At 67.0% G+C, this 21,747-nt stretch carries 22 protein-coding genes; 18 read left to right on the forward strand and 4 right to left on the reverse strand.

Annotated features, from left to right (window positions below; translation table 11 throughout):
* Positions 1–152 precede the first annotated feature (152 nt).
* Complete coding sequence (locus ARTH_RS07285) at positions 153–1,496, forward strand: M16 family metallopeptidase (RefSeq protein WP_011691296.1); 1,344 nt, start codon at positions 153–155, stop codon at positions 1,494–1,496.
* A 72-nt stretch (positions 1,497–1,568) separates the two neighbouring features.
* Positions 1,569–2,030, forward strand: coding sequence for a DUF1579 family protein (locus tag ARTH_RS07290; RefSeq protein ID WP_011691297.1), 462 nt, complete (start codon positions 1,569–1,571; stop codon positions 2,028–2,030).
* A 37-nt stretch (positions 2,031–2,067) separates the two neighbouring features.
* Here ARTH_RS07290 and ARTH_RS07295 read toward each other — a convergent pair whose 3' ends face one another.
* Entirely contained in the window at positions 2,068–2,349 is a 282-nt protein-coding gene (locus tag ARTH_RS07295; RefSeq protein ID WP_011691298.1) for a hypothetical protein, read from the reverse strand.
* Positions 2,350–2,524: 175 nt separating this feature from the next.
* On the opposite strand from ARTH_RS07295, the gene ARTH_RS07300 reads away from it, so the two are divergent.
* Positions 2,525–3,628 carry a helix-turn-helix transcriptional regulator gene (locus tag ARTH_RS07300; protein ID WP_011691299.1) on the forward strand — a complete coding sequence of 368 codons (1,104 nt, stop codon included), beginning with the start codon at positions 2,525–2,527 and terminating at the stop codon, positions 3,626–3,628.
* Between the two features lie 15 nt (positions 3,629–3,643).
* On the opposite strand, the gene ARTH_RS07305 is transcribed toward ARTH_RS07300, so the two are convergent.
* Together ARTH_RS07305 and moaA are read right to left on the reverse strand one after the other, a co-directional pair.
* Positions 3,644–3,910: a MoaD/ThiS family protein gene (locus ARTH_RS07305; RefSeq protein WP_011691300.1), complete on the reverse strand. Its 267-nt coding sequence runs from the start codon at positions 3,908–3,910 to the stop codon at positions 3,644–3,646.
* 4 nt (positions 3,911–3,914) lie between these two features.
* Positions 3,915–5,045, reverse strand: coding sequence for a GTP 3',8-cyclase MoaA (gene moaA, locus ARTH_RS07310; RefSeq protein WP_198011542.1), 1,131 nt, complete (start codon positions 5,043–5,045; stop codon positions 3,915–3,917).
* A 132-nt stretch (positions 5,046–5,177) separates the two neighbouring features.
* Between moaA and ARTH_RS07315 the strand changes: the two genes are divergently transcribed.
* From ARTH_RS07315 to ARTH_RS07355, 9 genes are all read left to right on the forward strand, one after another.
* Positions 5,178–5,921, forward strand: a complete 744-nt coding sequence (locus ARTH_RS07315; RefSeq protein WP_011691302.1) for a response regulator transcription factor — start codon at positions 5,178–5,180, stop codon at positions 5,919–5,921.
* Positions 5,908–7,149, forward strand: coding sequence for a sensor histidine kinase (locus ARTH_RS07320; protein WP_011691303.1), 1,242 nt, complete (start codon positions 5,908–5,910; stop codon positions 7,147–7,149). The genes ARTH_RS07315 and ARTH_RS07320 overlap by 14 nt, the downstream gene beginning before the upstream one ends.
* A 25-nt stretch (positions 7,150–7,174) precedes the next feature.
* The gene (locus ARTH_RS07325; protein ID WP_011691304.1) at positions 7,175–8,737 is read left to right on the forward strand and encodes a molybdopterin-dependent oxidoreductase; all 1,563 of its coding nucleotides are present in this window, start codon (positions 7,175–7,177) and stop codon (positions 8,735–8,737) included.
* Between the two features lie 105 nt (positions 8,738–8,842).
* Positions 8,843–10,132, forward strand: a complete 1,290-nt coding sequence (locus ARTH_RS07330) for a molybdopterin molybdotransferase MoeA (RefSeq protein ID WP_011691305.1) — start codon at positions 8,843–8,845, stop codon at positions 10,130–10,132.
* Complete coding sequence (gene moaC, locus ARTH_RS07335) at positions 10,120–10,614, forward strand: cyclic pyranopterin monophosphate synthase MoaC (RefSeq protein WP_011691306.1); 495 nt, start codon at positions 10,120–10,122, stop codon at positions 10,612–10,614. Before ARTH_RS07330 ends, moaC begins: the two co-directional genes overlap by 13 nt.
* Entirely contained in the window at positions 10,611–11,135 is a 525-nt protein-coding gene (locus ARTH_RS07340; protein WP_011691307.1) for a MogA/MoaB family molybdenum cofactor biosynthesis protein, read from the forward strand. The genes moaC and ARTH_RS07340 overlap by 4 nt, the downstream gene beginning before the upstream one ends.
* Positions 11,125–11,592: a molybdenum cofactor biosynthesis protein MoaE gene (locus ARTH_RS07345; RefSeq protein ID WP_011691308.1), complete on the forward strand. Its 468-nt coding sequence runs from the start codon at positions 11,125–11,127 to the stop codon at positions 11,590–11,592. The genes ARTH_RS07340 and ARTH_RS07345 overlap by 11 nt, the downstream gene beginning before the upstream one ends.
* Before the next feature lie 74 nt (positions 11,593–11,666).
* Positions 11,667–12,425, forward strand: coding sequence for a 4-hydroxy-tetrahydrodipicolinate reductase (gene dapB / locus ARTH_RS07350; protein ID WP_011691309.1), 759 nt, complete (start codon positions 11,667–11,669; stop codon positions 12,423–12,425).
* A gap of 5 nt (positions 12,426–12,430) precedes the next feature.
* Positions 12,431–12,904, forward strand: coding sequence for a hypothetical protein (locus tag ARTH_RS07355; RefSeq protein WP_011691310.1), 474 nt, complete (start codon positions 12,431–12,433; stop codon positions 12,902–12,904).
* Here the strand turns inward: ARTH_RS07355 and ARTH_RS07360 are convergent.
* A complete protein-coding gene (locus tag ARTH_RS07360; protein WP_011691311.1) occupies positions 12,901–14,136 on the reverse strand; it encodes a heparan-alpha-glucosaminide N-acetyltransferase domain-containing protein in 1,236 nt (411 codons plus the stop codon). The genes ARTH_RS07355 and ARTH_RS07360 overlap by 4 nt on opposite strands.
* A gap of 68 nt (positions 14,137–14,204) precedes the next feature.
* Between ARTH_RS07360 and ARTH_RS23085 the strand changes: the two genes are divergently transcribed.
* The 6 genes from ARTH_RS23085 (at position 14,205) to ARTH_RS07390 (ending at position 21,663) form a co-directional block, all read left to right on the forward strand.
* A complete protein-coding gene (locus ARTH_RS23085; RefSeq protein WP_011691312.1) occupies positions 14,205–14,663 on the forward strand; it encodes a hypothetical protein in 459 nt (152 codons plus the stop codon).
* Between the two features lie 78 nt (positions 14,664–14,741).
* The gene (dapA, locus tag ARTH_RS07370; RefSeq protein WP_011691313.1) at positions 14,742–15,650 is read left to right on the forward strand and encodes a 4-hydroxy-tetrahydrodipicolinate synthase; all 909 of its coding nucleotides are present in this window, start codon (positions 14,742–14,744) and stop codon (positions 15,648–15,650) included.
* 42 nt (positions 15,651–15,692) lie between these two features.
* The gene (locus tag ARTH_RS07375) at positions 15,693–17,384 is read left to right on the forward strand and encodes a ribonuclease J (protein ID WP_011691314.1); all 1,692 of its coding nucleotides are present in this window, start codon (positions 15,693–15,695) and stop codon (positions 17,382–17,384) included.
* Positions 17,385–17,581: 197 nt separating this feature from the next.
* A complete protein-coding gene (locus ARTH_RS07380; RefSeq protein ID WP_011691315.1) occupies positions 17,582–20,521 on the forward strand; it encodes an FtsK/SpoIIIE family DNA translocase in 2,940 nt (979 codons plus the stop codon).
* Positions 20,522–20,530: 9 nt separating this feature from the next.
* Positions 20,531–21,172 (forward strand): CDP-diacylglycerol--glycerol-3-phosphate 3-phosphatidyltransferase, encoded by a 642-nt coding sequence (gene pgsA / locus ARTH_RS07385; protein WP_011691316.1) that lies wholly within the window; start codon positions 20,531–20,533, stop codon positions 21,170–21,172.
* The gene (locus tag ARTH_RS07390) at positions 21,169–21,663 is read left to right on the forward strand and encodes a CinA family protein (RefSeq protein ID WP_011691317.1); all 495 of its coding nucleotides are present in this window, start codon (positions 21,169–21,171) and stop codon (positions 21,661–21,663) included. The genes pgsA and ARTH_RS07390 overlap by 4 nt, the downstream gene beginning before the upstream one ends.
* The last annotated feature ends 84 nt before the right edge of the window (positions 21,664–21,747 follow it).

Here is a 21,747-nt window from a genome sequence, read left to right on the forward strand (position 1 = left end):
TAGTACCAGCGTGACGGCGGGGCCGGTGGAACTTCCACCGGCCCCGCCGCCGTTAAGCCGCCCGATTGAATCGCCATTTCCCCGGACATGGCGGCAGTGGTCCGCTGGTACGATTGCAGGCAGATTTGGCACCGTTTTCCTGAAAGGCCTTGATGACTGTCGTACCCCTGCCGCTCGTGCAGAACCATCCCGGAGACACCCTGATCCACGGAGCCGACGGCGGGTCCGTGGTTCGCCGGTCCGTACTTCCCGGAGGCGTGCGTGTACTGACGGAAGCCATGCCCGGCCAGCGGTCCGCGACCATCGGCTTCTGGGTTGGCGTGGGTTCACGGGACGAAGCCCACGGGCAGCACGGGTCCACCCACTTCCTGGAGCACCTGCTGTTCAAGGGCACCAAGCGGCGCACCGCGCTGGAAATTGCCTCCGCGTTTGATGAGGTCGGCGGGGAGTCCAACGCGGCCACTGCCAAGGAAAGCACCTGCTATTTTGCCCGGGTCCTCGACACGGACCTTCCGATGGCCATCGATGTCATCGCGGACATGATTACCGGCGCAGTCCTGGACCCGCAGGAGATGGAGCAGGAACGCGACGTCATCCTGGAGGAAATCGCGATGGACAGCGACGACCCCACGGACGTCGCCCACGAGCACTTTGTCGCCGCAGTGCTGGGAACGCATCCGCTTGGACGGCCGATCGGCGGAACACCGGAGGCCATCCGGGCCGTTGCCCGCGATTCCGTCTGGGACCACTACCGCCGGTACTACCGCCCGGACGAGCTGGTCATCACCGCCGCCGGCGGACTGGACCACGACGTCGTCTGCGGATTGGTGGTGGATGCCCTCCACCAGGCGGGCTGGGCGCTGGAGCCCGGTGCAGCACCCGTGGAGCGGCGCTCCACCGAACGGGCCGACATCACCGGAACCGCCGGACTCCACGTGGTCAAGCGGCCCGTCGAGCAGGCAAACATCATCATGGGCTGCCCCACCATCGTCGCCACGGACGGACGCCGCTACGTCATGAGCGTGCTTAACGCCGTGCTGGGCGGCGGCATGTCCTCGCGCCTGTTCCAGGAGGTGCGGGAAAAGCGCGGCCTGGTCTACTCCACCTATTCCTTTGCCTCGTCCTATGCCGACGCAGGCTATTTCGGCATGTATGCCGGCTGCACTCCCTCGAAGGTCCGCCAGGTCGTTGAGCTGCTGGGCGCCGAACTGGACAAGCTGGCGGAGCACGGCATCTCCGGGGACGAGCTCAGGAAGGCCGTGGGTCAGCTGTGCGGCGGGATCGTGTTGGCGCTCGAAGACACCGGATCACGGATGTCGCGGCTGGGCAGGGCCGAACTGGTGTCCGGCGAATACCAGGACATCGAGGAGACGCTCCGGCAGATCAAGAGCGTTACCGTGGAGCAGGTGCGGGAACTGGCACTGGAGCTTGCGGCGGCACCCCGGACGGTGACAGTGGTGGGTCCGTTCGAGGAACGCGAAACCTTCGGCCTCTGAACCCGCCCGCCCTTCGCTGGACAACTCCATCCGCGGGCGTGATGATGAACCCGGGGCCACACTGGAGGAGCAATGGACCGTACGCACCCGGGCACTGCGCAGGCAGAGCTGGAGGTTTTCCTCGGGCACTGGACGGGGACGACCCATATTGAGGCGACACCCCGGCGGCCTGCCAGGACTGCGGCGGCAGAGATGACCTTCACCAAGGCCGCCGGCGGCTACGCGGTGCTGCAAAGCTACCGGCATACCCAACTCGACGGTATCCGTTTTGAGCGCCATGGCATGTTCACCATGGACCCCGACCACCCTGACACGGTCTGGTACCACGTGGACAGCGTGGGGCTGCCCCGGGAGCCCCCTACGCGGTGCAGCTGGCACGGCGGAGTCCTCACCGTGGAACGCCGAACCGGCAGGGATACCTCCCGGCACACGTACCGGGTGGACGACGGCGTGCTGACGCACACGTCCGAAGTCCGCCTGGCCGGCGCCACAGCCTTCGCGCCGTTCATGACCTCCGTTTGCCGCCGCACCTGACAGCGCAACCGGACACCTGTGGCCCGCCCGGAGCGAATCAGCCTGCTGATTCCAGAATCCGTGCCTTCGGCGCACCGTCCAGGGCCGGAGCCGCGGCCGGCGAGTTCCACACCTGCTGCCGGAGCCTGGCCAGCAATTCCTCGGCCTGTCCCCGGCGGGTAAGGTCAAGTTCAACCACCACGTAGTGCGGATCGTCCACTGGCCGGCTAATGCGATGGGCCAGTACGCCAGAGGCTGTCCGGTTGACAGGGTCCCTGTCGAAGGCGGCCTTCCACATCCCGAAGTCCTTGATGCCGTGCTCAATCTGGAGCGTGTACATGTCATTCCTTTCTGTGGGCCGATGCCGTCCGTCCGGATCGTGCCCCTGGGCCAACGGTAGGCACACCGCGGGAAGGGCCGGTATCCCAGAAATCTGGGCGGGACCCCTGGCCGGGCAGTGATGGCCGGGGGCCCGTGACCCGCACTTGCGGGGGCTCCCGGGCCATACTGTTTGCATGACCACGCATCGGGCAGCGGGCCGAAGCCTGGAAAGGATCGGTGACCTCTGCGGTTCGCCGCTGGAGGACCATAACCTGCGCGCAGCCCTGTTAGCGGAAATTGCCGGCATTGTCCCGTTCAGCTCGTTTGTGTGGCCCCTGACCGACCCCGAAACGTGCACCGGGATCTCACCGATGGCCCGGATTCCCTGCCCCCAGGAACTGCCGGCCCTGATCAGGCTGAAGTACGTGACGGCGCCCGGCCGGTGGACGTCGCTCATCGGGAACGGCCCGCCCACGGTGACGCTGCAGACGGCAACCGGGGGAGACCTTGTCCGGAGCCCGCTCTGGAACGGTGTCCTTGGGCGGTACGGGGTGGTGGATGTCCTGTCCACGGTGTTCGCGGACAGATACGGTTGCTGGGGCTGGCTGGACCTGTGGCGGACCGCAGATGACGGGCAATTTTCGGACCTCGAAGCGAAGCACCTGGCGGCTGCGGCGCCCGTCATCGCGGCTGGCCTGCGGCGAAGCAGGGCAGCCCGGATGAGGCTCGATGCGAAGCCGCGCCGCAACCTGCTGCCCGCGGCGGGGCTGCCTCAACAGGCGGTGCTGACGCTGGACACGGAGCTGGGAGTCACCAGCCGAAGTGCGTCCGCAGCCGATTGGCTCGGCCTGCTGCAGCCGGGGCCCCGCCCTTTTGAAGCGATACCGGCCGAGGTCTTCAACGTGGCCGCGCAACTCCTGGCACGGGAGGCCGGAGTGGATTCCCACCCGGCGTCTGCCCGGGTCAGCATCGGCTCCGGCCGGTGGGCGGTGCTCAGGTCATTCCGGCTGGATCCGGGGGAGAACGGGGCAGCGAGGCTGGCAGTGACCATCCAGGAATGCCCGGCGGGGGAACGGCTCGACGTGTTCGCCCGGTGCTTTGGCCTGACGCCGAGGCAGCGCAGCCTGCTGGAACTCGCCGCAGGCGGACTGGACACCGCGGCGCTGGCGGCGGCCCTCCGGATCAGCCCCTACACGGTGCAGGACCAGTTCAAGCTGGTTTTTGCTGCCTGCGGCGTACGGAGCAGGAACTCGTTGCTGGCTTTGGCCCTCGGAACGGAGCGGGCCGGCCCCTCGTAATAAGCTGCCCAATCCCTAGCCGCCGGCAAACGGCGGCAGCACGTCCACGACGTCATCCGGCCCCAGGACCACGGACCGGTCGCGGACGGCCACTTCGTTAAGCAGGAAGCTGCTTCGCGAAAGAAGCCGCGCGAGCGGCGGGGTGCCGGCCGGCGGAACCGGGCGGTCGACGTCGAGCACAGCGCTCAACAGTGCCTCCAGAGTGGAGCCGGCGGGAAGCTCAAAGCCTTCCTCTTCCACCCCTGCGGCAGCGCGCGCGGCAGCGAAATAACGTACGTTCAATGCTTCAGCCTCCGATGGCGCTCATGCTGCGGTCCGGCTGGACAAAGTCCGGAGCGTCCAAACCGACGTGGTCCATGCCGTGGGCTTTCGGCTTGATCCACATGGCGTCCTGCCAGCGCTCGGCGAGTTGCTCATCCGTGGCGCCTTCGCGCAGCAGCCCCAGAAGGTCGACTTCTTCGCGCGAGAACAGGCAGCTCATGATCTTGCCCTCGGCCGTGATCCGGGTGCGGCGGCAGTCCGAACAGAAGGGTTCGGTGACGGAGGCGATGATTCCAACTGTTCCCAGCACGGGTCCGGAGGCCTCCGTGGAACCCGGGGCGCGGCGTCGTACTTCGAAGCGTTCGGCCGGTGCGCCGTCACGGTCCCTCGGATCGGCGCTCAGGACGTAGTCGACGGACAGGAGTTCGCGGATTTCGGCCGCGGTAATCATGTTCCGGCGGGTCCACCCGTGGTCGGCGTCGAGCGGCATCTGCTCGATGAAGCGGAGTTCGTAGCCGCGGTCCAGTGCCCACGCCAGCAGCGACGGGGACTCGGCGTCATTGATTCCGCGCATCAGGACGGCGTTGAGCTTCACGGGACCGAGCCCGGCGGCCCACGCGGCGTCCACACCGGCCAGGACCTTGTCCAGGAAAGGCCTCCGGGTCAGCTTGGTGAACGTCTCTTCGTGCAGGGAATCCAGCGAAACGTTGATCCGGGAAAGACCGGCAGCCTTCAGTCCGGCCGCCTTCTTATCCAGCCCCACCGCGTTGGTGGTCATGGAGATCGGCAGCTCCGGGTGCGCCTGGCGCAAGGCGGAGATAATGTCGAGGAGGTCGGCCCGGACCAGGGGTTCGCCGCCGGTGAGGCGCAACTCGCGCACCCCCAGCATGTCGACGCCGATCCGCACTATCCTGACGATTTCCTCGGCGGACATCACGGCCTGCTTGGCCAGCCATTCAAGACCTTCGGCCGGCATACAGTACGTGCAGCGCAGGTTGCACTTGTCCGTCAGGGACAACCTCATGTCCGTGGCGCGGCGTCCGTACCGGTCCATTAGGCCCGCGGGCATGCCCGCCGGCCTCGACGGCAGCGACGGTGCTCCCGGGTCGGAACCTGCCCCCTCCCGGGGTTGCGGCATACCAAGCTGAACACTCATAAATTCAGGCTACGCCACCTTGGGGTCAACCATCACGCCTATGACATCCGCGGATCTTACGGAATCCCTACGGATCGCCACGGCGGGCGGCAAAGCCGCGCCACGCCCAGGCGTCGAACCTATGCTGGAGGAGTGAACAAGTCCCAGCCGGCGCCGGTCCAGGCCGCAGTCGGAAACCGGCGGATACTCCTCGTCGAAGACGAACAGACCATCGCCGGAGTGGTCCGTGACTACCTTGTGCAGGCGGGCTTCCAGGTGGACCTCGCTGCGGACGGGTTCACGGCCCTGCGCCTCGCGGCGGAGCGGCACCCGGACCTCGTCCTGCTGGACCGCATGCTGCCCGGCCTGGACGGCGTGGAAGTGTGCCGCAGGCTCCGCCAGACGATGAGCGTCCCCGTCATTATGCTGACGGCCCTGGGGACGGAGGATGACAGGATCCTTGGACTGGAGGTCGGTGCGGACGATTACATCACCAAGCCTTTCTCGCCCCGGGAACTGGTGCTCAGGGTGCGCTCTGTTTTGCGGCGCAGCGTTCAGGAGTTCAGCCCCGAACCGGCGGTGCAAGTTGCCGGGTTCGAGCTCAACCCGGCAGCCCGGACCGTGACGCACCACGGATCTCCGCTCGCGCTGACCATCCGGGAGTTCGACCTTCTGGCCTTTTTCCTGCGCCGCCCCAACCAGGTGTTCAGCCGCGAGGAGCTGATCAGGGCCGTGTGGGGCTGGGACTTCGGGGACCTCTCCACGGTCACCGTCCACGTCCGGCGGCTGCGCGAAAAGATCGAGGCTGATCCCACCCGGCCGGCCCTCCTGAAGACGGTGTGGGGCGTGGGCTACCGGCTGGACACCCCGGACGGGGCTGACGGTGCAAACAGCTGAACTTCTCGCCATCGTCGCCTGGGCGCTGCTCTGGGCCGTAGTCATCGGAGCAGCATCGCTGCTGCTGCTCAAACCCCTTCGCAGAACGTCCATCGCCGTCCAGATCTGCGTGGTGGTGCTGTCCACCGTTGCGGTCCTGACCGCAGGCATGGTGAGCGCCTTCAATGCGATGGTTATTTCCGCCCGGGACCTGGAGGTCATGTGGTACGTCCTGGCCATCGCGTCCGCGGTGGCTGTGGCCATCTCACTGGTCCTCGGGGCGCGTGTCTCACGCAACGCCAAACTCCTCGCAGCTGCCGCAAGGAGCATTGGACGCGGCGAGCACCCGGGGCTGCCGGCGCCGCTCATGAGTTCCGAGCTCTCGGAACTGGCGGATGAACTGGAACGCAGCAGCCGCATGCTGGCTGAATCCCGGGAGCGGGAGGCCGCCGTCGAGAATTCCCGCCGCGAACTCGTCAGCTGGATTTCGCACGACCTTCGCACGCCGCTGGCCAGCATGCGCGCGATGGCGGAAGCGCTTGAAGACGGAATGGCCTCCGACGTCAGCGGCTACTACCGCAAGATCATCAGCCAGACGGATCAGATGGCCGTCATGGTCAATGATCTCCTGGAGCTCTCCAAGATCCAGGCAGGCACCCTGCGGCTCAAGGCCGAACCGCTGGATCTCTACGACCTCGCCAGTGACGCGATTGCGGATCTGGCCCCGCTGGCCGCCCGGCGGCAGATGAGGCTCGACGGCGGCGGGGTCCGTGAGTGCCTGGCCTTCGCGGACGGCCCCTCCCTGGGGCGGGCGGTCCGCAACGTGGTGCTCAACGGCATCCTGTACAGCAAGCCCGGTACCGGCGTGACCGTTGAAGTCACCAGGGAGGGGGAAGATGCGGTGGTTACGGTGACGGACGGCTGCGGCGGAATTGCACCGGAGGACATCCCCCACCTCTTCGACACGGGATGGCAGAAGAATCCCTCGCGCGGCCGCTCCGGCGGCGCGGGCCTCTCCGGAACAGAACCGGAAGCCGCGGGCTACAGCGGGGCCGGGATCGGGCTCAGCATGGTTGCAGGAATCATCCGGGCCCACGAGGGAAGCGTGACGGTGGAAAATGTCGACGGCGGCTGCCGGTTCTCCCTGCGCCTGCCCGCCCCGGACAGGGAGCGCCCGACGGAAGCCCCGGGCCGGAGTTCAACCGGCAGCCCGGACGTGAAAGAAGGGGAGGTCCCCCGTGGACACTGATCCGCAGGAAAGGGCGGCCGCGAAAGTGCCTCCCGCCGCTGTTCCTGCCCCCGCCCCCGCCGCTGTCGCCCGCCGGTGGGCAGCGGCCGCAGGCGTTGTCGCCGTGGCCGTCGGAGTCGTGGCCGGCGAACTCGCCGCCGCCCTCGTGAGCCCCGCACTTTCGCCCCTGACGGGCGTCGGCGGTGCAGTGGTCGATGCTGTTCCTCCGGCCGTGAAGGACTGGGCCATCTCAGTGTTCGGCACGGCGGACAAGCTGGCGCTGCTCGTGGGCATGGGACTGGCCATGGCGGCCCTCGCTGCGCTAGCCGGCATCCTTGAGTGGCGGCGCCGCTTTGCCGGGTTTGCAGTCATCGCCCTATTTGGCGTGGCGGGCCTGGCGGCGGTCCTTGGCCGGGCACAGGCAACCGGCAACGCCGTTGTGCTGCCCCTTCTTGCGGCCGGAACCGGAATCCTTGTCCTGCGCTGGCTGATGTCACGCCTCCGGAACCGGGACCCGGCAGGCACGCCGACGGCCGGCCCGGCCCGGCGCCGGTTCCTGCAGGCACTGGGCGGAGGCGCCGTCGTCGCGGCCCTTGGAGGCGCGCTTGCTGTTGCCCTGCGCGGCGCCGCGGCCGGCGTCAGTGAATTCCGTAGCAAACTTGCCTTGCCGTCCGCGGCATCCCCGGTCCCGCCGGTTCCGGCCGGTGCTGAGCTGGGGCTTGACGGCATCAGTCCGCTGGTCACGCCCAACCGGGACTTCTACCGGATCGACACTGCCCTCACTGTTCCGGCGGTGGGTCCGGACACCTGGGTCCTCAGGGTCACGGGAATGGTGGAACGGGACATCGAGCTCGATTTCGCCACGCTGCTTTCGAAACCCATGACGGAACGCCACATCACCATCGCCTGCGTCTCCAATGAAGTGGGAGGGGACCTCATCGGCAATGCGCTGTGGCTGGGCTGGCCGGTCCGGGAGCTGCTGGCCATGGCCGGGCCGCAGAGCGGCGCGGACATGGTGCTGTCCCGCAGCAGTGACGGCTGGACGGCCGGCACCCCCCTCGAAGCGTTGACGGACACGCGGGACGCACTGCTCGCCGTCGGTATGAACGGCGAACCGTTGCCGCTGGAGCACGGCTTCCCGGTGCGGCTCGTCGTGCCCGGCCTGTACGGCTACGTTTCCGCCACCAAATGGCTCACCGAACTAAAAGTGACCAGGTTCGCCGACGACGCCGGATACTGGACACCCCGCGGCTGGAGTGAGCGCGGACCCATCAAGACGTCCTCACGCATCGACGTCCCGCGCACCGGCCGTCCGGTGCGTGCCGGAACGGTGGCGTTCGGCGGCGTCGCGTGGGCCCAGCACACCGGAATCGGCACAGTGGAACTCCGCGTTAATCGCGGCCGCTGGCAGACGGCGGAACTTGCACCCGGCATTTCCCGGGACACCTGGTACCAGTGGCAGCTCTCACTGCCCCTCACGCCCGGGCAGTATGAGATCCAGGTCCGGGCCACGGACCTCAACGGTGTGCCGCAGATCGAAAAGCCGTCCCGGGTTGCCCCGGACGGCGCTACCGGATTCCACACCATTAGAGTTGACGTGACGCCGTAGCGGGGCCGAATTCCCGCGGGCAGGGCCGCAGCACACCGCCACAGCAGTATTCAGACACAGCAGTACCCACACACAGCAGTACGCCCGGACCGAGGCAAGGAACGTATGCACCGCACCGACAACAGGCACGCCACCGGCGGCAGCCAGACCCACAGCGGCCGCCATCGCGGCTTCTCCGGGCACGGCCACCAGGCCCGTACCGTGGAGGCCCACCGTGAGGCCGTGCGTGAGCTCCTGGTGGACTTCAGCGGTCCCGGCCGTACAGAAGAGTTGCCGCTCCAGGCGGCGCTGGGACGCGGGCTCGCAGCGGATATCCCTGCGCCCGTGGACCTGCCGCCCTTTGCGAACTCCCAGATGGACGGCTTCGCCGTCCGCAGCCAGGACATTCCCGACGGCGGGACGGACCTGAGAGTGGTGGCGCCCATCCCGGCCGGTGCCACTGCAGCGGCGCTGGAACCGGGCACGGCCGCGCCGATCATGACCGGAGCCATGATTCCTGCCGGAGCCGACGCCGTCGTACCCGTTGAAAAGGCTGTTCCGGATTCCTTCCCGGAACCCGGAGCGGCGGCCACCGTCCGGCTGCCGGCAACGGAAGCAGGCACATACGTCCGCAGTGCGGGCAGCGACATCCCGGCCGGGGAGCTCGCGCTCGCCGCCGGAACGTTCCTGGGCCCGGGCCAGCTGGGGCTGCTGGCGGCACTGGGCATCACACGGGTCACGGTGCACCGGAAGCTGACGGTGCTCCTCGCCACCACGGGCGACGAAGTGGTGGAGCCCGGCAGCCCGCTGGAGCCCGGCAAGATCTACGACGCCAACGGCACACTCCTCGAAGCCGCCATGCGCCAGGCCGGGCTGGAGGTCCTGCGGGCTGCGATCTCAACGGACAGTCCGGACGAGCTGACCGCCACGCTGCGGAGGCATGCCCCGCAGGTGGACCTGATCGTCACCACGGGCGGTGTCAGCAAAGGAGCCTACGAGGTGGTCAGGCAGGCAGCCGCGGGACAGGACGTGGAATTCCTGCACGTGGCCATGCAGCCCGGTGGACCCCAGGGCCTCGGGCGGTTCGACGGTGTCCCGTTCGTGGGTTTCCCGGGTAACCCGGTCAGCTGCCTGGTCTCTTTCGAAATGTTCCTGCGCCCGGTCCTCAGCTCGTTGTTCGGGGCACCGGCGCCGCGGCCGGCCATCCGGGCCAGGCTGGCGGCACCGCTGGAGTCACCCGAGGGGAAGCACCAGCTCCGGCGCGGCACGCTCCTTCCGGACGGCTCGGTCCGGCTCGAAGGGGGCGCAGGCTCGCACCTGGTCCATGCCCTGGCCAATTCCAACGCCCTGATCCATGTCCCGGTGGGGACATCTGCGCTCGCCGCGGGGGCAGAAGTGGAAGTATGGACGCTGTGAACAATGAAGACAACGTTGCCGGGCTGACGCATCTGCGCCGGGACGGGACAGCGCAGATGGTTGATGTTTCCGGCAAGGCCGAGACAACGCGGGAGGCAACAGCCACCGCCACGGTCCGCACCACCGCGGAGGTCCTCGCCCTCCTGGGTGCAGGCGACCTGCCCAAGGGCGACGCGCTGGCGGTTGCCCGCGTCGCAGGAATCATGGCTGCGAAGAAGACTCCCGAACTCATCCCGTTATGCCACCCGCTGCCCATCTCAAAAGTCACAGTCGATTTCGAACTGGGCCTGGATGCCGTTGCGGTCCTGGCAACCGTCAAGACCCGCGGCGTGACCGGCGTCGAAATGGAAGCGCTCACCGCGGCGTCGGTCGCGGCCCTCAGCGTGTACGACATGATCAAGGCAGTCGACAAGCATGCCGTATTGACCGATATCCGGGTGCTGGCCAAAAGCGGCGGCAAGAGCGGGGACTGGACAGCATGAGCACCTTCGGACAGCAGCCCGAACCGCACCGGCACGGAGAGGCCACCGGCCGGAAGGCCGGCGTCGTGATTGCCTCCAACCGGGCCGCTGCGGGCATCTACCGCGACGAAACCGGACCGGTCATCACCGATTGGCTGACCGAGCACGGTTTCGAGACATTCCCTGCCATGGTGGTGCCCGACGGCGAACCCGTGGGCGCCGCGCTTCGCGCCCTGCTGACACAGCAGCCCGCCGTGATCATCACCAGCGGCGGCACCGGCCTGAGCCCGGATGACCTGACTCCGGAGATGACGGTCCCCCTGCTGGACCGCGAAATTCCGGGGATCATGGAAGGAATCAGGCAGGCCGGACTGGCCAAGACGCCCATGGCCATGCTGAGCCGCGGACACGCGGGCGCGGCCGGACGCACTTTCATTGTCAATCTTCCCGGGTCACCCAAGGGCGTCATGGACGGCCTGAGCGTGCTGGATCCGGTCATCAGCCACCTTTGCGACCAGTTGGAAGGCAGCCATGAGCACTGACAAGGCCACTGAGTCCGGATTCGAGATCGTGAATGCCGTGCTGAGCGCGGAGCCCATCTCCGTGGCGCAGGCTATCGCCGCCGTGGAATCGGACACGGCCGGCGCCGTGGTCAGCTTCAGCGGCGTGGTCAGGAACCACGACGGCGGCAAGCCCGTTGAGCGGCTCAGCTACAGTGCGCATCCCACCGCCCACCAGGTGATGGCCGACGTCGTTGCCCGGCTCGTCGCCGAACATGCGGGCGACGGCGGCGAAACAGTGCGGATCTGGGCGGCGCACCGGGTGGGCATGCTGGAAATCGGCGACCCCGCGCTGGTGTGTGCCGTGTCCGCCTCGCACCGCGGCCAGGCCTTCGAGGTGTGCTCGGAGCTCGTTGACCGGATCAAGGAGCAGGTGCCCATCTGGAAGGAACAGTTCTTCACCGACGGGACCGTTGAATGGGTCGGGGCCGGAGCCTGAAGCAAGGGGCCGGAGGCCAGTAACCTCCTGTCCCGGTTCATCCTTGCAGCCGGGCCGACGGTAGGGTTAAGTCCATGACCGAACAACTTGCCGTCGCCGTCCTGGGCGCGAACGGGCGCATGGGCGCCGAGGCCGTGAAAGCCGTTGAAGCGGCCCCCGACATGAAGCTTGTAGCGGCCCTCGGACGCGGTGATTCACTCGAAGAGCTGGTCAATGCCGGCGCCCGGTTCGTGGTGGACCTGACCGTCCCCGAAAGCACCGAAGCGAACGTCCGCTTCGCCGTCGAACACGGCATGCACGCCGTCGTCGGCACTACCGGCTGGGACGCCTCCAGGCTCGGTGCGCTTGAGGAACTGCTGGGCCGGAATGCCGGGGTGGGCGTTCTCATTGCCCCGAACTTCGCGCTCGGCTCCGTCCTGGCGTCCGCCTTTGCCGCCAAGGCCGCCAGGTACTTCGAGTCCGTCGAGGTGATCGAGCTGCACCACCCGGACAAGGTTGACGCACCCTCCGGCACCGCCGTCCGTACCGCGCAGCTGATCGCGGCTGAACGCGCCGCCGCTGGCGTAGGCGCCAGTCCGGACGCCACCACTACTGAACTTGCCGGTGCCCGCGGCTGTGACGTGGACGGCATCCGCGTCCACAGCGTGCGCCTCCGCGGCCTTGTGGCCCACCAGGAAGTCCTCCTCGGCGGACCGGGGGAGCAGCTGACCCTGCGCCACGACTCCTTCGACCGGGCTTCCTTCATGCCTGGTGTCCTGCTGGGGGTGCGGAACGTTGCCGGCCACCCCGGACTGACCGTGGGCCTGGACGGCTACCTGGACCTCGGAGTCTGACGGCAATGGGCAATGTCCTAGCCGGCTTTAAGAAGAACCGCACCAAGATCTGGGTCGGCGCGGTGACGCTGCTGCTGGTTTTCTACCTGGTGGTGTCCTTCCAGCGGTCCGTACTGCTCCTCGCGGACCCCAATCCCGTGGCAAAGGCCATTGGTGCCGCCTACCTGGTCCTGCCGGTCATCGGGGCCTGGGCCCTGGTGCGTGAACTGCTGTTCGGCGCACGGACGGAACAGATGGCCAAGGTCCTCGAGGCGGAAGGCGGGCTGCCGGTTGACAACCTGCAGCGCACACCTGCGGGGCGGATTGTGCGCGAATCGGCAGACGCCGAGTTTGAGAAGTACCGGACCGAAGCCGAGGAAGCGCCGGAAGACTGGCGTTCCTGGTTCCGGCTGAGCTGCGCTTATGACGCCGCAGGCGACCGCAAGCGCGCCCGGGCATCCATGCGTGACGCCCTGAAGCTGTTCCGCCAGGCCGCCTAGCGGATCCCCGCCCGCCGGTACCGGCCCACTTCATTGGCGGCGTGGGCCACCCACTCCAGCGGCCCCCGCCAGTTGAGCGCTGCCAAGGACCCTCCGATGAGGACGGCGGTCAGTGCCTGCGCCGCGTAGACGCCTTCGCGGGTCCATCCGGCGGGCAGCGGCTGCAGGTACATGGCGGCCACCAGGCACACATGCGCCGTGTAGAGGGTGAGGGTTATGGCGCCCGCACCCCGCAGCGGCAGCAGCAGGTCCAGGCTAAGCCATTCGCCCAGCCTCCCGAGGAGCAGGCAGGCGCCCACCACGGCTGCCGCTACGGCCGAAGTGTGGAGCAGGTCCAGGGTCGTGCCCGAATGCGGGGCGCTCCCTGCCAGCCACCACCAGGAGCCGGACTGCTCCACCCCGGCGAGGTTCACCTGCAGGAGGCTGTCCAGCGGGTAGCGGGGGTCCGCCAGCTGGGCCCGGAGCGCTTCCTTGCCGCCCCACTCATCCATCATCAGCACCCCCAGCCATTTGGCCAGCACGGCCACCACGGTCCCGCCGACAAGCAGGAGCACCTGGACGGGCGCCTTCGTCAGTGCCAGCCGGCCGATGACCAGCCCGATCAGCAGATAGCTCATCCACTGCAGGACGGGGTAGTACCCGGTCAGGAAAATGTCGCCCAGCAGGCGGCCCGGCGTGGTGAGGTCGTCCCAGCTGGGGTTGTGGCCCAGCTGCAGAGGCGGCGAAGGGGCCAGGAGCCAAGGCCGCAGCAGGTAGGCCAGCACCGGCGAGCCCAGTACCCAGGCGGCAGCCAGTGCACAGAGCGGTTTGATGCCGAGGCCAATGAACGGCAACACACACAGGAACAACACGGCGTAGTGGACCAGGATCACCGCGACGTTGACGTCCAGCCCGCCCAGGAAGAGCCCGACGACGGCGATCACGAGGGCGCGGAGCGCTATGCCGCGGCGTGCGCCGCTCAGTTCCTGGCCTTGCGGCGGACGCTGCTTTCCGGTGGACAGGGCAAGTCCGATGCCGGCCAGCACGGCAAACAGCGCGGCCGCACGCCCCGAGAAGGTCAGGCCGATCCACGTGGGCGTCAGCTGCGCGTTTGCTTCGAACGTGGGAAGCAGGTGGGTGGCCATCATGCCAAGAAGTGCCAGCCCCCGGGCCGCGTCGACTCCGGTGAGCCTCGTTGTCGTGCCGGTGCCTTTGGCAGTCCGCGAGGGGGAAGCAATGCCACGGGAGGTCATGAGCCGATCGTCTCATATCCGGCCCGCAGGCTCTTGTATTCGAATATATGTTCGAATAGCATCGGTGTATGAACGATGCGCCGGAACGCCGAATCCAAGAACGCCGAATCCAAGAACGCCGAATCCAAGAACGCCGAATCCCAGAACGCCAACTCCCGGAACGCCGAATCCCGGAACGCGAGACGTCCCCTGGCCCGCTCAAGGCGATGAGCCCCGGCGTGGTGGACTATCTCTTTCGGCAGCTGGTGGCCGGAAACCCGGCCGAAGATATCCAGTGGGGGAGAGAGGGCGTGGCCCTGTCCGCCCAGCCGCCCGGCGCCGAGTTGGCGCGGCGGCTCTCTGAATGCGACCTTGAGGCCCTCACGCCCACAGAGCTGTTCCACTACGTCCGTGCCGCCCAGCGGCTGGCCTCGTGGGCGGAGGCGCTGCGGGAGGATGCTGTTGCCCGCTACTGCGGTGCGCCCGGCCCGGAATCGGCAGGCCGCGAGCCGGCGGAGCCGGGACCGGCCCGCCGCACTGACAAGTGACGTTCGTGGTGTGAATTTGACGACGATCACGCGGCCGCCATTGTCCTAACAAGGCGGGGACAGGGTAACGTTTTTCCTATGGCTGACACTTCCGCGAATAACCCTGCTTTTGGCACCCTCCTGACCGCCATGGTCACGCCGTTCACTGAGGACGGCAAAGTGGACTACCAGCAGGCGGCGGAACTGGCCGTAAAGCTTGTCGACGACGGCTGCGACGGCCTGGTCGTCACCGGCACCACGGGAGAAACCTCCACCCTCACCGACGAGGAGAACGTGGGCATGTTCCGTGCGGTCAAGGAAGCTGTCGGCGGCCGCGCCGCCATCATCGCCGGCACCGGAACGAACGACACCGCCCACTCCGTGCACCTTTCCAAGCAGGCAGCCGAGGTTGGCGTCGACGGTCTGTTGCTCGTCACGCCGTACTACAACAAGCCCAGCCAGGCCGGCGTGCGCGCCCACTTTGAGACCATTGCGTCCTCCACCGACGTTCCCGTGATGCTTTACGACATCCCCGGCCGTTCCTCAATCCAGATTGCTCCGGACACCATGATCCGTCTTGCCGAGCACCCGAACATCGTTGCGGTCAAAGACGCCAAGGCCGATTTCGCCGCCGCCACGCGGGTCATGGCCCAGACCGACCTCCTGTTCTACTCCGGAGACGACGGACTGACCCTGCAGTGGATGGCGATGGGCGCCGTGGGGCTCGTGGGCGTCACCACCCACGTCGCCACCCGCCGGTTCCGTGAGTTGATCGACGCCGTGAACGCGAACGACCTGGGCACCGCCCGGAAGATCAATTTTGAACTCGAACCTGTCATCCGGGCCACGATGACCCGCGTGCAGGGGGCCGTTGCGGCCAAGCAGATTCTTAAATGGCAGGGAGTCCTGCCCAACTCGGTTGTCCGTTTGCCCCTCGTGGAGCCGGACGAAGCTGAGATCGCAATCATCCGCGAGGATTTGGCGGAAGCAGGCATGGTCTTTTCCTGATCGGCAAAGACCATTCCTGTTCCGCCCGGAAAGTAGTGCACTATGACCCAAACCGCCCTTCCCGGCCTTGTCACGCCACCGAAACTTCTCAAGGACACCCTGCGGATCGTTCCGCTCGGCGGCCTGGGGGAGATCGGCCGCAACATGACCGTTTTCGAAATCGACGGCAAGCTGCTGATCGTCGACTGCGGTGTCCTCTTCCCGGAGGAGACCCAGCCCGGCGTCGACCTGATCCTGCCCGATTTCTCCTACATCGAGAAGCGCCTCGATGACATCGTCGCCGTCGTCCTGACGCACGGCCACGAGGACCACATCGGTGCCGTTCCGTACCTGCTGCGCCTCCGCGCCGACATCCCCCTGGTGGGTTCCCAGCTGACGCTCGCCCTTATCGAGGCGAAGCTGCAGGAACACCGGATCAAGCCGATCACCCAGACCGTCACCGAGGGACAGGTGCAGAAGTTCGGCCCGTTCGAATGCGAATTCGTGGCCGTCAACCACTCCATCCCTGACGCCCTGGCAGTGTTCCTCCGTACCTCCGGCGGCACCGTACTGCACACCGGTGACTTCAAGATGGACCAGCTTCCGCTGGACGGCCGCATCACTGACCTCCGCCATTTCGCCAAGCTGGGCGAAGAAGGCGTGGACCTGTTCATGTCGGACTCCACAAACGCCGACGTGCCGGGCTTCACCACCGCGGAGAAGGAAATCGGCCCCACCCTGGACCGTCTCTTCGGCCAGGCGTCCAAGCGCCTGATCGTCGCGTCCTTCTCCTCGCACGTGCACCGGGTCCAGCAGGTCCTGGACGCTGCGGCCAACCATAACCGCAAGGTTGCGTTCGTGGGCCGCTCGATGGTCCGCAACATGGCCATCGCCGAGAAGCTCGGCTACCTCGACGTGCCCCCGGGCATCCTGGTTGACATCAAGAACATCGACAACCTGCCGGACAACCGCGTGGTGCTGATGTCCACCGGGTCCCAGGGCGAGCCGATGGCTGCCCTGTCCCGCATGGCCAACGGTGACCACCGCGTCGTCGTCGGCCAGGGCGACACCGTGATCCTGGCCTCCAGCCTGATCCCGGGCAACGAGAACGCGGTCTTCCGCATCATCAACGGCCTCCTCAAGCTCGGCGCCGATGTCATCCACAAGGGCAACGCCAAGGTCCACGTGTCCGGCCACGCCGCAGCCGGGGAACTGCTGTACTGCTACAACATCCTGGAACCGCTGAACGCGATGCCGGTGCACGGCGAGACGCGGCACCTGATTGCCAACGGCAAGATCGCCCTCGAGTCCGGCGTGCCGGACGAGAGCATCCTGCTGGCGGACAACGGCACTGTGATCGACCTCCGGGACCACCAGGCCGACGTCGTGGGCCAGGTCGAGGTGGGCTACGTCTACGTTGACGGCTCCAGCGTCGGCGAAGTCACGGAAGCTGACCTCAAGGACCGCCAGACCCTTGGCGATGAAGGCTTCATCTCCATTATCACCGTGATCCACCGCGCCACCGGCAAGGTGGTCTCCGGACCGGAAATCCACGCCCGCGGTGTGGCTGAGGACGATTCCGTTTTCGACGAAATCATTCCCAAGATCAATGCTGCGCTGGAAGAGGCCGTGCTGAACCATACGGACCACACCACGCACCAGCTCCAGCAGGTTGTCCGCCGTGTTGTCGGCACGTGGGTCAACCGCAAGCTTCGCCGCAAGCCCATGATCATTCCGGTGGTGCTGGAGGCGTAAGCGCCTGGGATTGTTTGACGGGTCCCTCCCCGCAGGAAAGCAGGCCCCCGGGCCGCGGACTGCGGGGAGGGTCCCGTCGTTTAAGCCGGGCGAGGCCCCCCGGAGACGCTGGGCCCAGCCGTCCCGTCCGCAACATGCATGCCGGAACGCCCCGGAAATCCGGGGTTTTTGGCCGCACTTCGGGTACCGTGGCGGGTATGGCGACACGTACCTCCTCCGCGCCTAGAGGCAACTCAAGCGGCAAATCAGGCAGCTCAGCGGGCAGGGGCTCCGGCTCCGCAACGTCCAAAACCGGCCGGACCGGAGGATCATCGGGCACGGCACGCACCCGCCAGATGGCCGCCGTCGAACCCCGGCAGCCGTGGCTCGTGCGGGTGGCCGCAGGCGCCTGGCTGGGAATAGGGCACGTTGTCGGCGGCGGCATCCGCCGGATCGGCCACGACGTCAGCGACCTTGCCCCCGAGGACCGCCGGGACGGTGCCGCCCTCTTCAACCTCGCCCTGGGCGTCTTTGTTGCAACGTTCGCGTGGTGGGGTTTCAAGGGATGGTTCCCCGATACTGTGTTCGCGATTGTCAACGGCACGTTCGGCTGGATGTCTCTTTTGCTGCCGCTCATGCTTTTCGTCTGTGCCTTCCGGCTGTTCCGCCAGCCGTCGGACGGGCGGGGCAACAACAGGATCGGCATTGGCTTCCTCATCATGACCTTTGCCGGCTGCGGCCTGGCACACGTCATCGGCGGCCAGCCCACCGTAACGGACGGCTTCGACGGACTGCGCCAGGCCGGTGGAATGCTCGGCTTCCTGGCTGCCTCGCCGCTGGCTGCCCTGCATACCGCGGTGCCGGTGGCCGTGTACGGCTTGCTGGCCTTCACGTCCCTCCTGATCGTGACCGCCACGCCCTTCGGCGCGATTCCCCGCCGGATCAGGGATGCCTATGAGCACCTCATGGGCATCGACCTGCAGGAACCCGGCGACGTTCACGACCGCAGCTACCTCTACGAGAACGCGGGCCAGGATGCGCCCAAAAAGAAGAGGCGCAGCAGGCTGTTCGGCAAGGACCAGGAGACCGACCCCCGCCTCGAAGGATATGTGGGCGACGAGGCCTTCGAACATGCCGTCATCGACGACGACGAAGCGGCCGAGATCGCCAACGGCACCAAGGCAGCAGGCAGGGGCCCGCGTCCGGCGCCTGGTGTGCGCCGGCCCACGCAGGCCGAAATCGCCGTCGAAAAGATCAAGGCAGCCCAGGGACTGGGCACCAAGGGACAGGATGCAAACGGCGAGAACGCCACCGAGGCCATCCCGCTGGTGACGCCCGGAATGGTGGCTGCGGGCTCACTCAATCCGGCAGCCGGTGCTGCCGCCGTTGCCTCAGCCGCGCAGGTGCCCTCGCGCCCCGTCGCTCCGGCCCCGCCGCCCACGCCGATCCCGCAGCGCACGGAGCAGCTCTCGCTCGCGGGTGACGTTACGTACACCCTGCCGTCGTCGGATGTGCTGACCCCGGGCTCCATCCCGAAGGAACGCACGGAGGCCAACGATGCGATCGTGGCGTCACTGACCGAAACGCTCAACCAGTTCAACGTGGATGCCCAGGTCACCGGCTTCAGCCGCGGCCCCACGGTCACCCGTTATGAAATCGAACTCTCCCCGGGCACCAAGGTGGAACGCGTCACGGCGCTGTCCAAGAACATCTCCTATGCCGTCGCGTCCAGCGACGTCCGTATCCTCAGCCCGATCCCCGGCAAGTCCGCCATCGGCATCGAGATCCCCAACACGGACCGCGAAACCGTGTCCCTCGGCGATGTGCTCCGCAGCCAGAACGCCCGCCGCACCGACCACCCGATGGTCATGGGCGTCGGCAAGGACGTCGAGGGCGGCTACGTGGTGGCGAACCTCGCCAAGATGCCCCACCTGCTCGTCGCCGGTGCCACTGGTGCCGGCAAGTCGTCCTTCGTGAACTCCATGATCACCTCGATCCTGATGCGCGCCACCCCGGATGAGGTCCGCATGGTCATGGTGGACCCCAAACGCGTCGAACTCACGGCGTACGAGGGTGTCCCGCACTTGATCACGCCCATCATCACCAACCCCAAGAAGGCCGCCGAGGCCCTGCAATGGGTGGTCCGCGAAATGGACGCCCGCTACGACGACCTCGCCAACTACGGCTTCAAGCACATCGACGACTTCAACAAGGCGGTCCGTGCGGGCAAGGTCCACCCGCCGGTCGATTCCAAGCGCGTCATCCGTCCCTACCCGTACCTGTTGGTGATCGTGGACGAACTCGCCGACCTCATGATGGTCGCCCCGCGCGACGTCGAAGACTCCATCGTCCGCATCACCCAGCTGGCCCGTGCTGCCGGCATCCACCTGGTCCTGGCAACCCAGCGTCCGTCCGTCGACGTCGTCACCGGCCTGATCAAGGCCAACGTCCCGTCCCGCATGGCGTTCGCCACCTCATCGGTCACCGACTCCCGCGTGGTGCTCGACCAGCCCGGCGCGGAGAAGCTGATCGGCCAGGGTGACGCGCTCTTCCTGCCGATGGGCGCGTCCAAGGCCATGCGCGTCCAAGGCGCGTGGGTTACGGAATCGGAAATCCACAAGGTCGTTGAGCACGTCAAGGGCCAGCTCAAGGCCGTCTACCGCGACGACGTCGCGCCCGAGGCGCAGAAGAAGCAGATCGACGACGACATCGGGGACGACCTCGAAGTGCTGCTGCAGGCCACCGAACTCGTGGTCACCACCCAGTTCGGCTCCACCTCGATGCTCCAGCGGAAGCTGCGCGTGGGGTTCGCCAAGGCAGGCCGGCTCATGGACCTGCTCGAATCGAGGGGAGTGGTGGGCCCCTCCGAGGGCTCCAAGGCACGCGATGTGCTCGTGAAGCCGGACGACCTCGCCGCCGTCCTCGCTGCCATGAAGGGCCAGGACGCCCCTGCTGCACCGGATTCGCAGACCGCAGCACTCAGCGATAACGCCAACGCGAACATCGCCCAGGGCGGCTACGCCGAGGACCTCGTGGCGGCAGACCTGGACAACCGCACCCAGAAAGTCGAGTACTTCGACGGCGCCGACGCCAGTGCAGGAGGCTACGGTGATGACGAAGACGGCTCCGAAGACGCCTGGTCGCTCACCGGACGGTAGCCTAGGAGAGTGACTAGCACTGAAGCCAACAGCTCAGGCTCCTCCTCCGGGATCTGGAACCTTCCGAACATCCTGACGATGCTGCGGATTGTCCTGGTGCCCTTCTTCGTCTGGTTCCTCGTTGCGGACGCACCGGGGTTTGACAGCCAGAACGGCATCTGGCGCTGGGCCGCGGCCTTGACGTTTGCGGTTGCCATTTACACGGACAAGCTCGACGGCGACATCGCCCGCAGCAGGGGGCTGATCACAGACTTCGGTAAGATCGCCGATCCGATCGCGGACAAGCTGCTCACCGGCTCCGCCCTCGTGATGCTCTCGCTGCTGGGCGAACTGCCGTGGTGGATCACCATCCTGATCCTGGCCCGCGAATGGGGGATCACGGCACTGCGGTTCTTCGTGATCAGGTACGGCGTCATCCCGGCGTCCCGCGGCGGCAAGCTCAAGACCGTGGTGCAGACCGTCGCGATCCTGCTGTATGTGGTCCCGCTCGCGTCACTGGCTCCGTGGCTGGGTGTGGTTGCCTTCCTGGTGATGCTGGCCGCCGTGGCCATCACCGTCTGGACCGGTGGACAATACGTCGTAGAAGCGCTGAAGCTGCGGGCAAACGGCAGGCGCGCAGCCAGCCAGCACGTACAAGGAGAGCAGCCATGAGCAATCTGCACCGCATCGCAGAACAGGCCGTCACCGGTGCCATCTCGCGCGGACTGACCGTTGCCACAGCCGAGTCGCTGACTGCAGGCATGGTGGCGGCGGTACTCGCGGACACCCCCGGCGCCTCGGGCATGCTCCAGGGCGGCGTGGTGTCCTATCAGAATTCCGTCAAGGCGGACGTCCTGGGCGTCCCCGGCGAACTGCTCGACGCCGTCGGGTCCGTCGATGGTGACGTGGCGAAAGCGATGGCCGAGGGGGCGAGGCGAGTCTGCGGGGCGGACATTGGCGTGTCCACCACAGGAGTCGCAGGTCCGGAACCACACGGCGGGAAAGCCGTGGGAACGGTTTTCGTCGGCATCGCCACCGCGGACGGTACGACGTCGTTCGGTTACGTTTTCGAGGGAAACCGCGCGGACATCCGCGGCCAGGCATGTGCGGCTGCTTTGGAGCGGTTGCTGGAGGCCCTATCTTCCGAGGCTTACCCGGCGTAAAGTTGCCGGGAACAAAATTTGATTCCTAATAGTTGTTACATTGTGTCGCTTCGGAATCAGTGAGGCGCCTAGGATGAATAAATA

It is taken from the genome of Arthrobacter sp. FB24 (genome assembly GCF_000196235.1).
Taxonomy (GTDB): domain Bacteria; phylum Actinomycetota; class Actinomycetes; order Actinomycetales; family Micrococcaceae; genus Arthrobacter.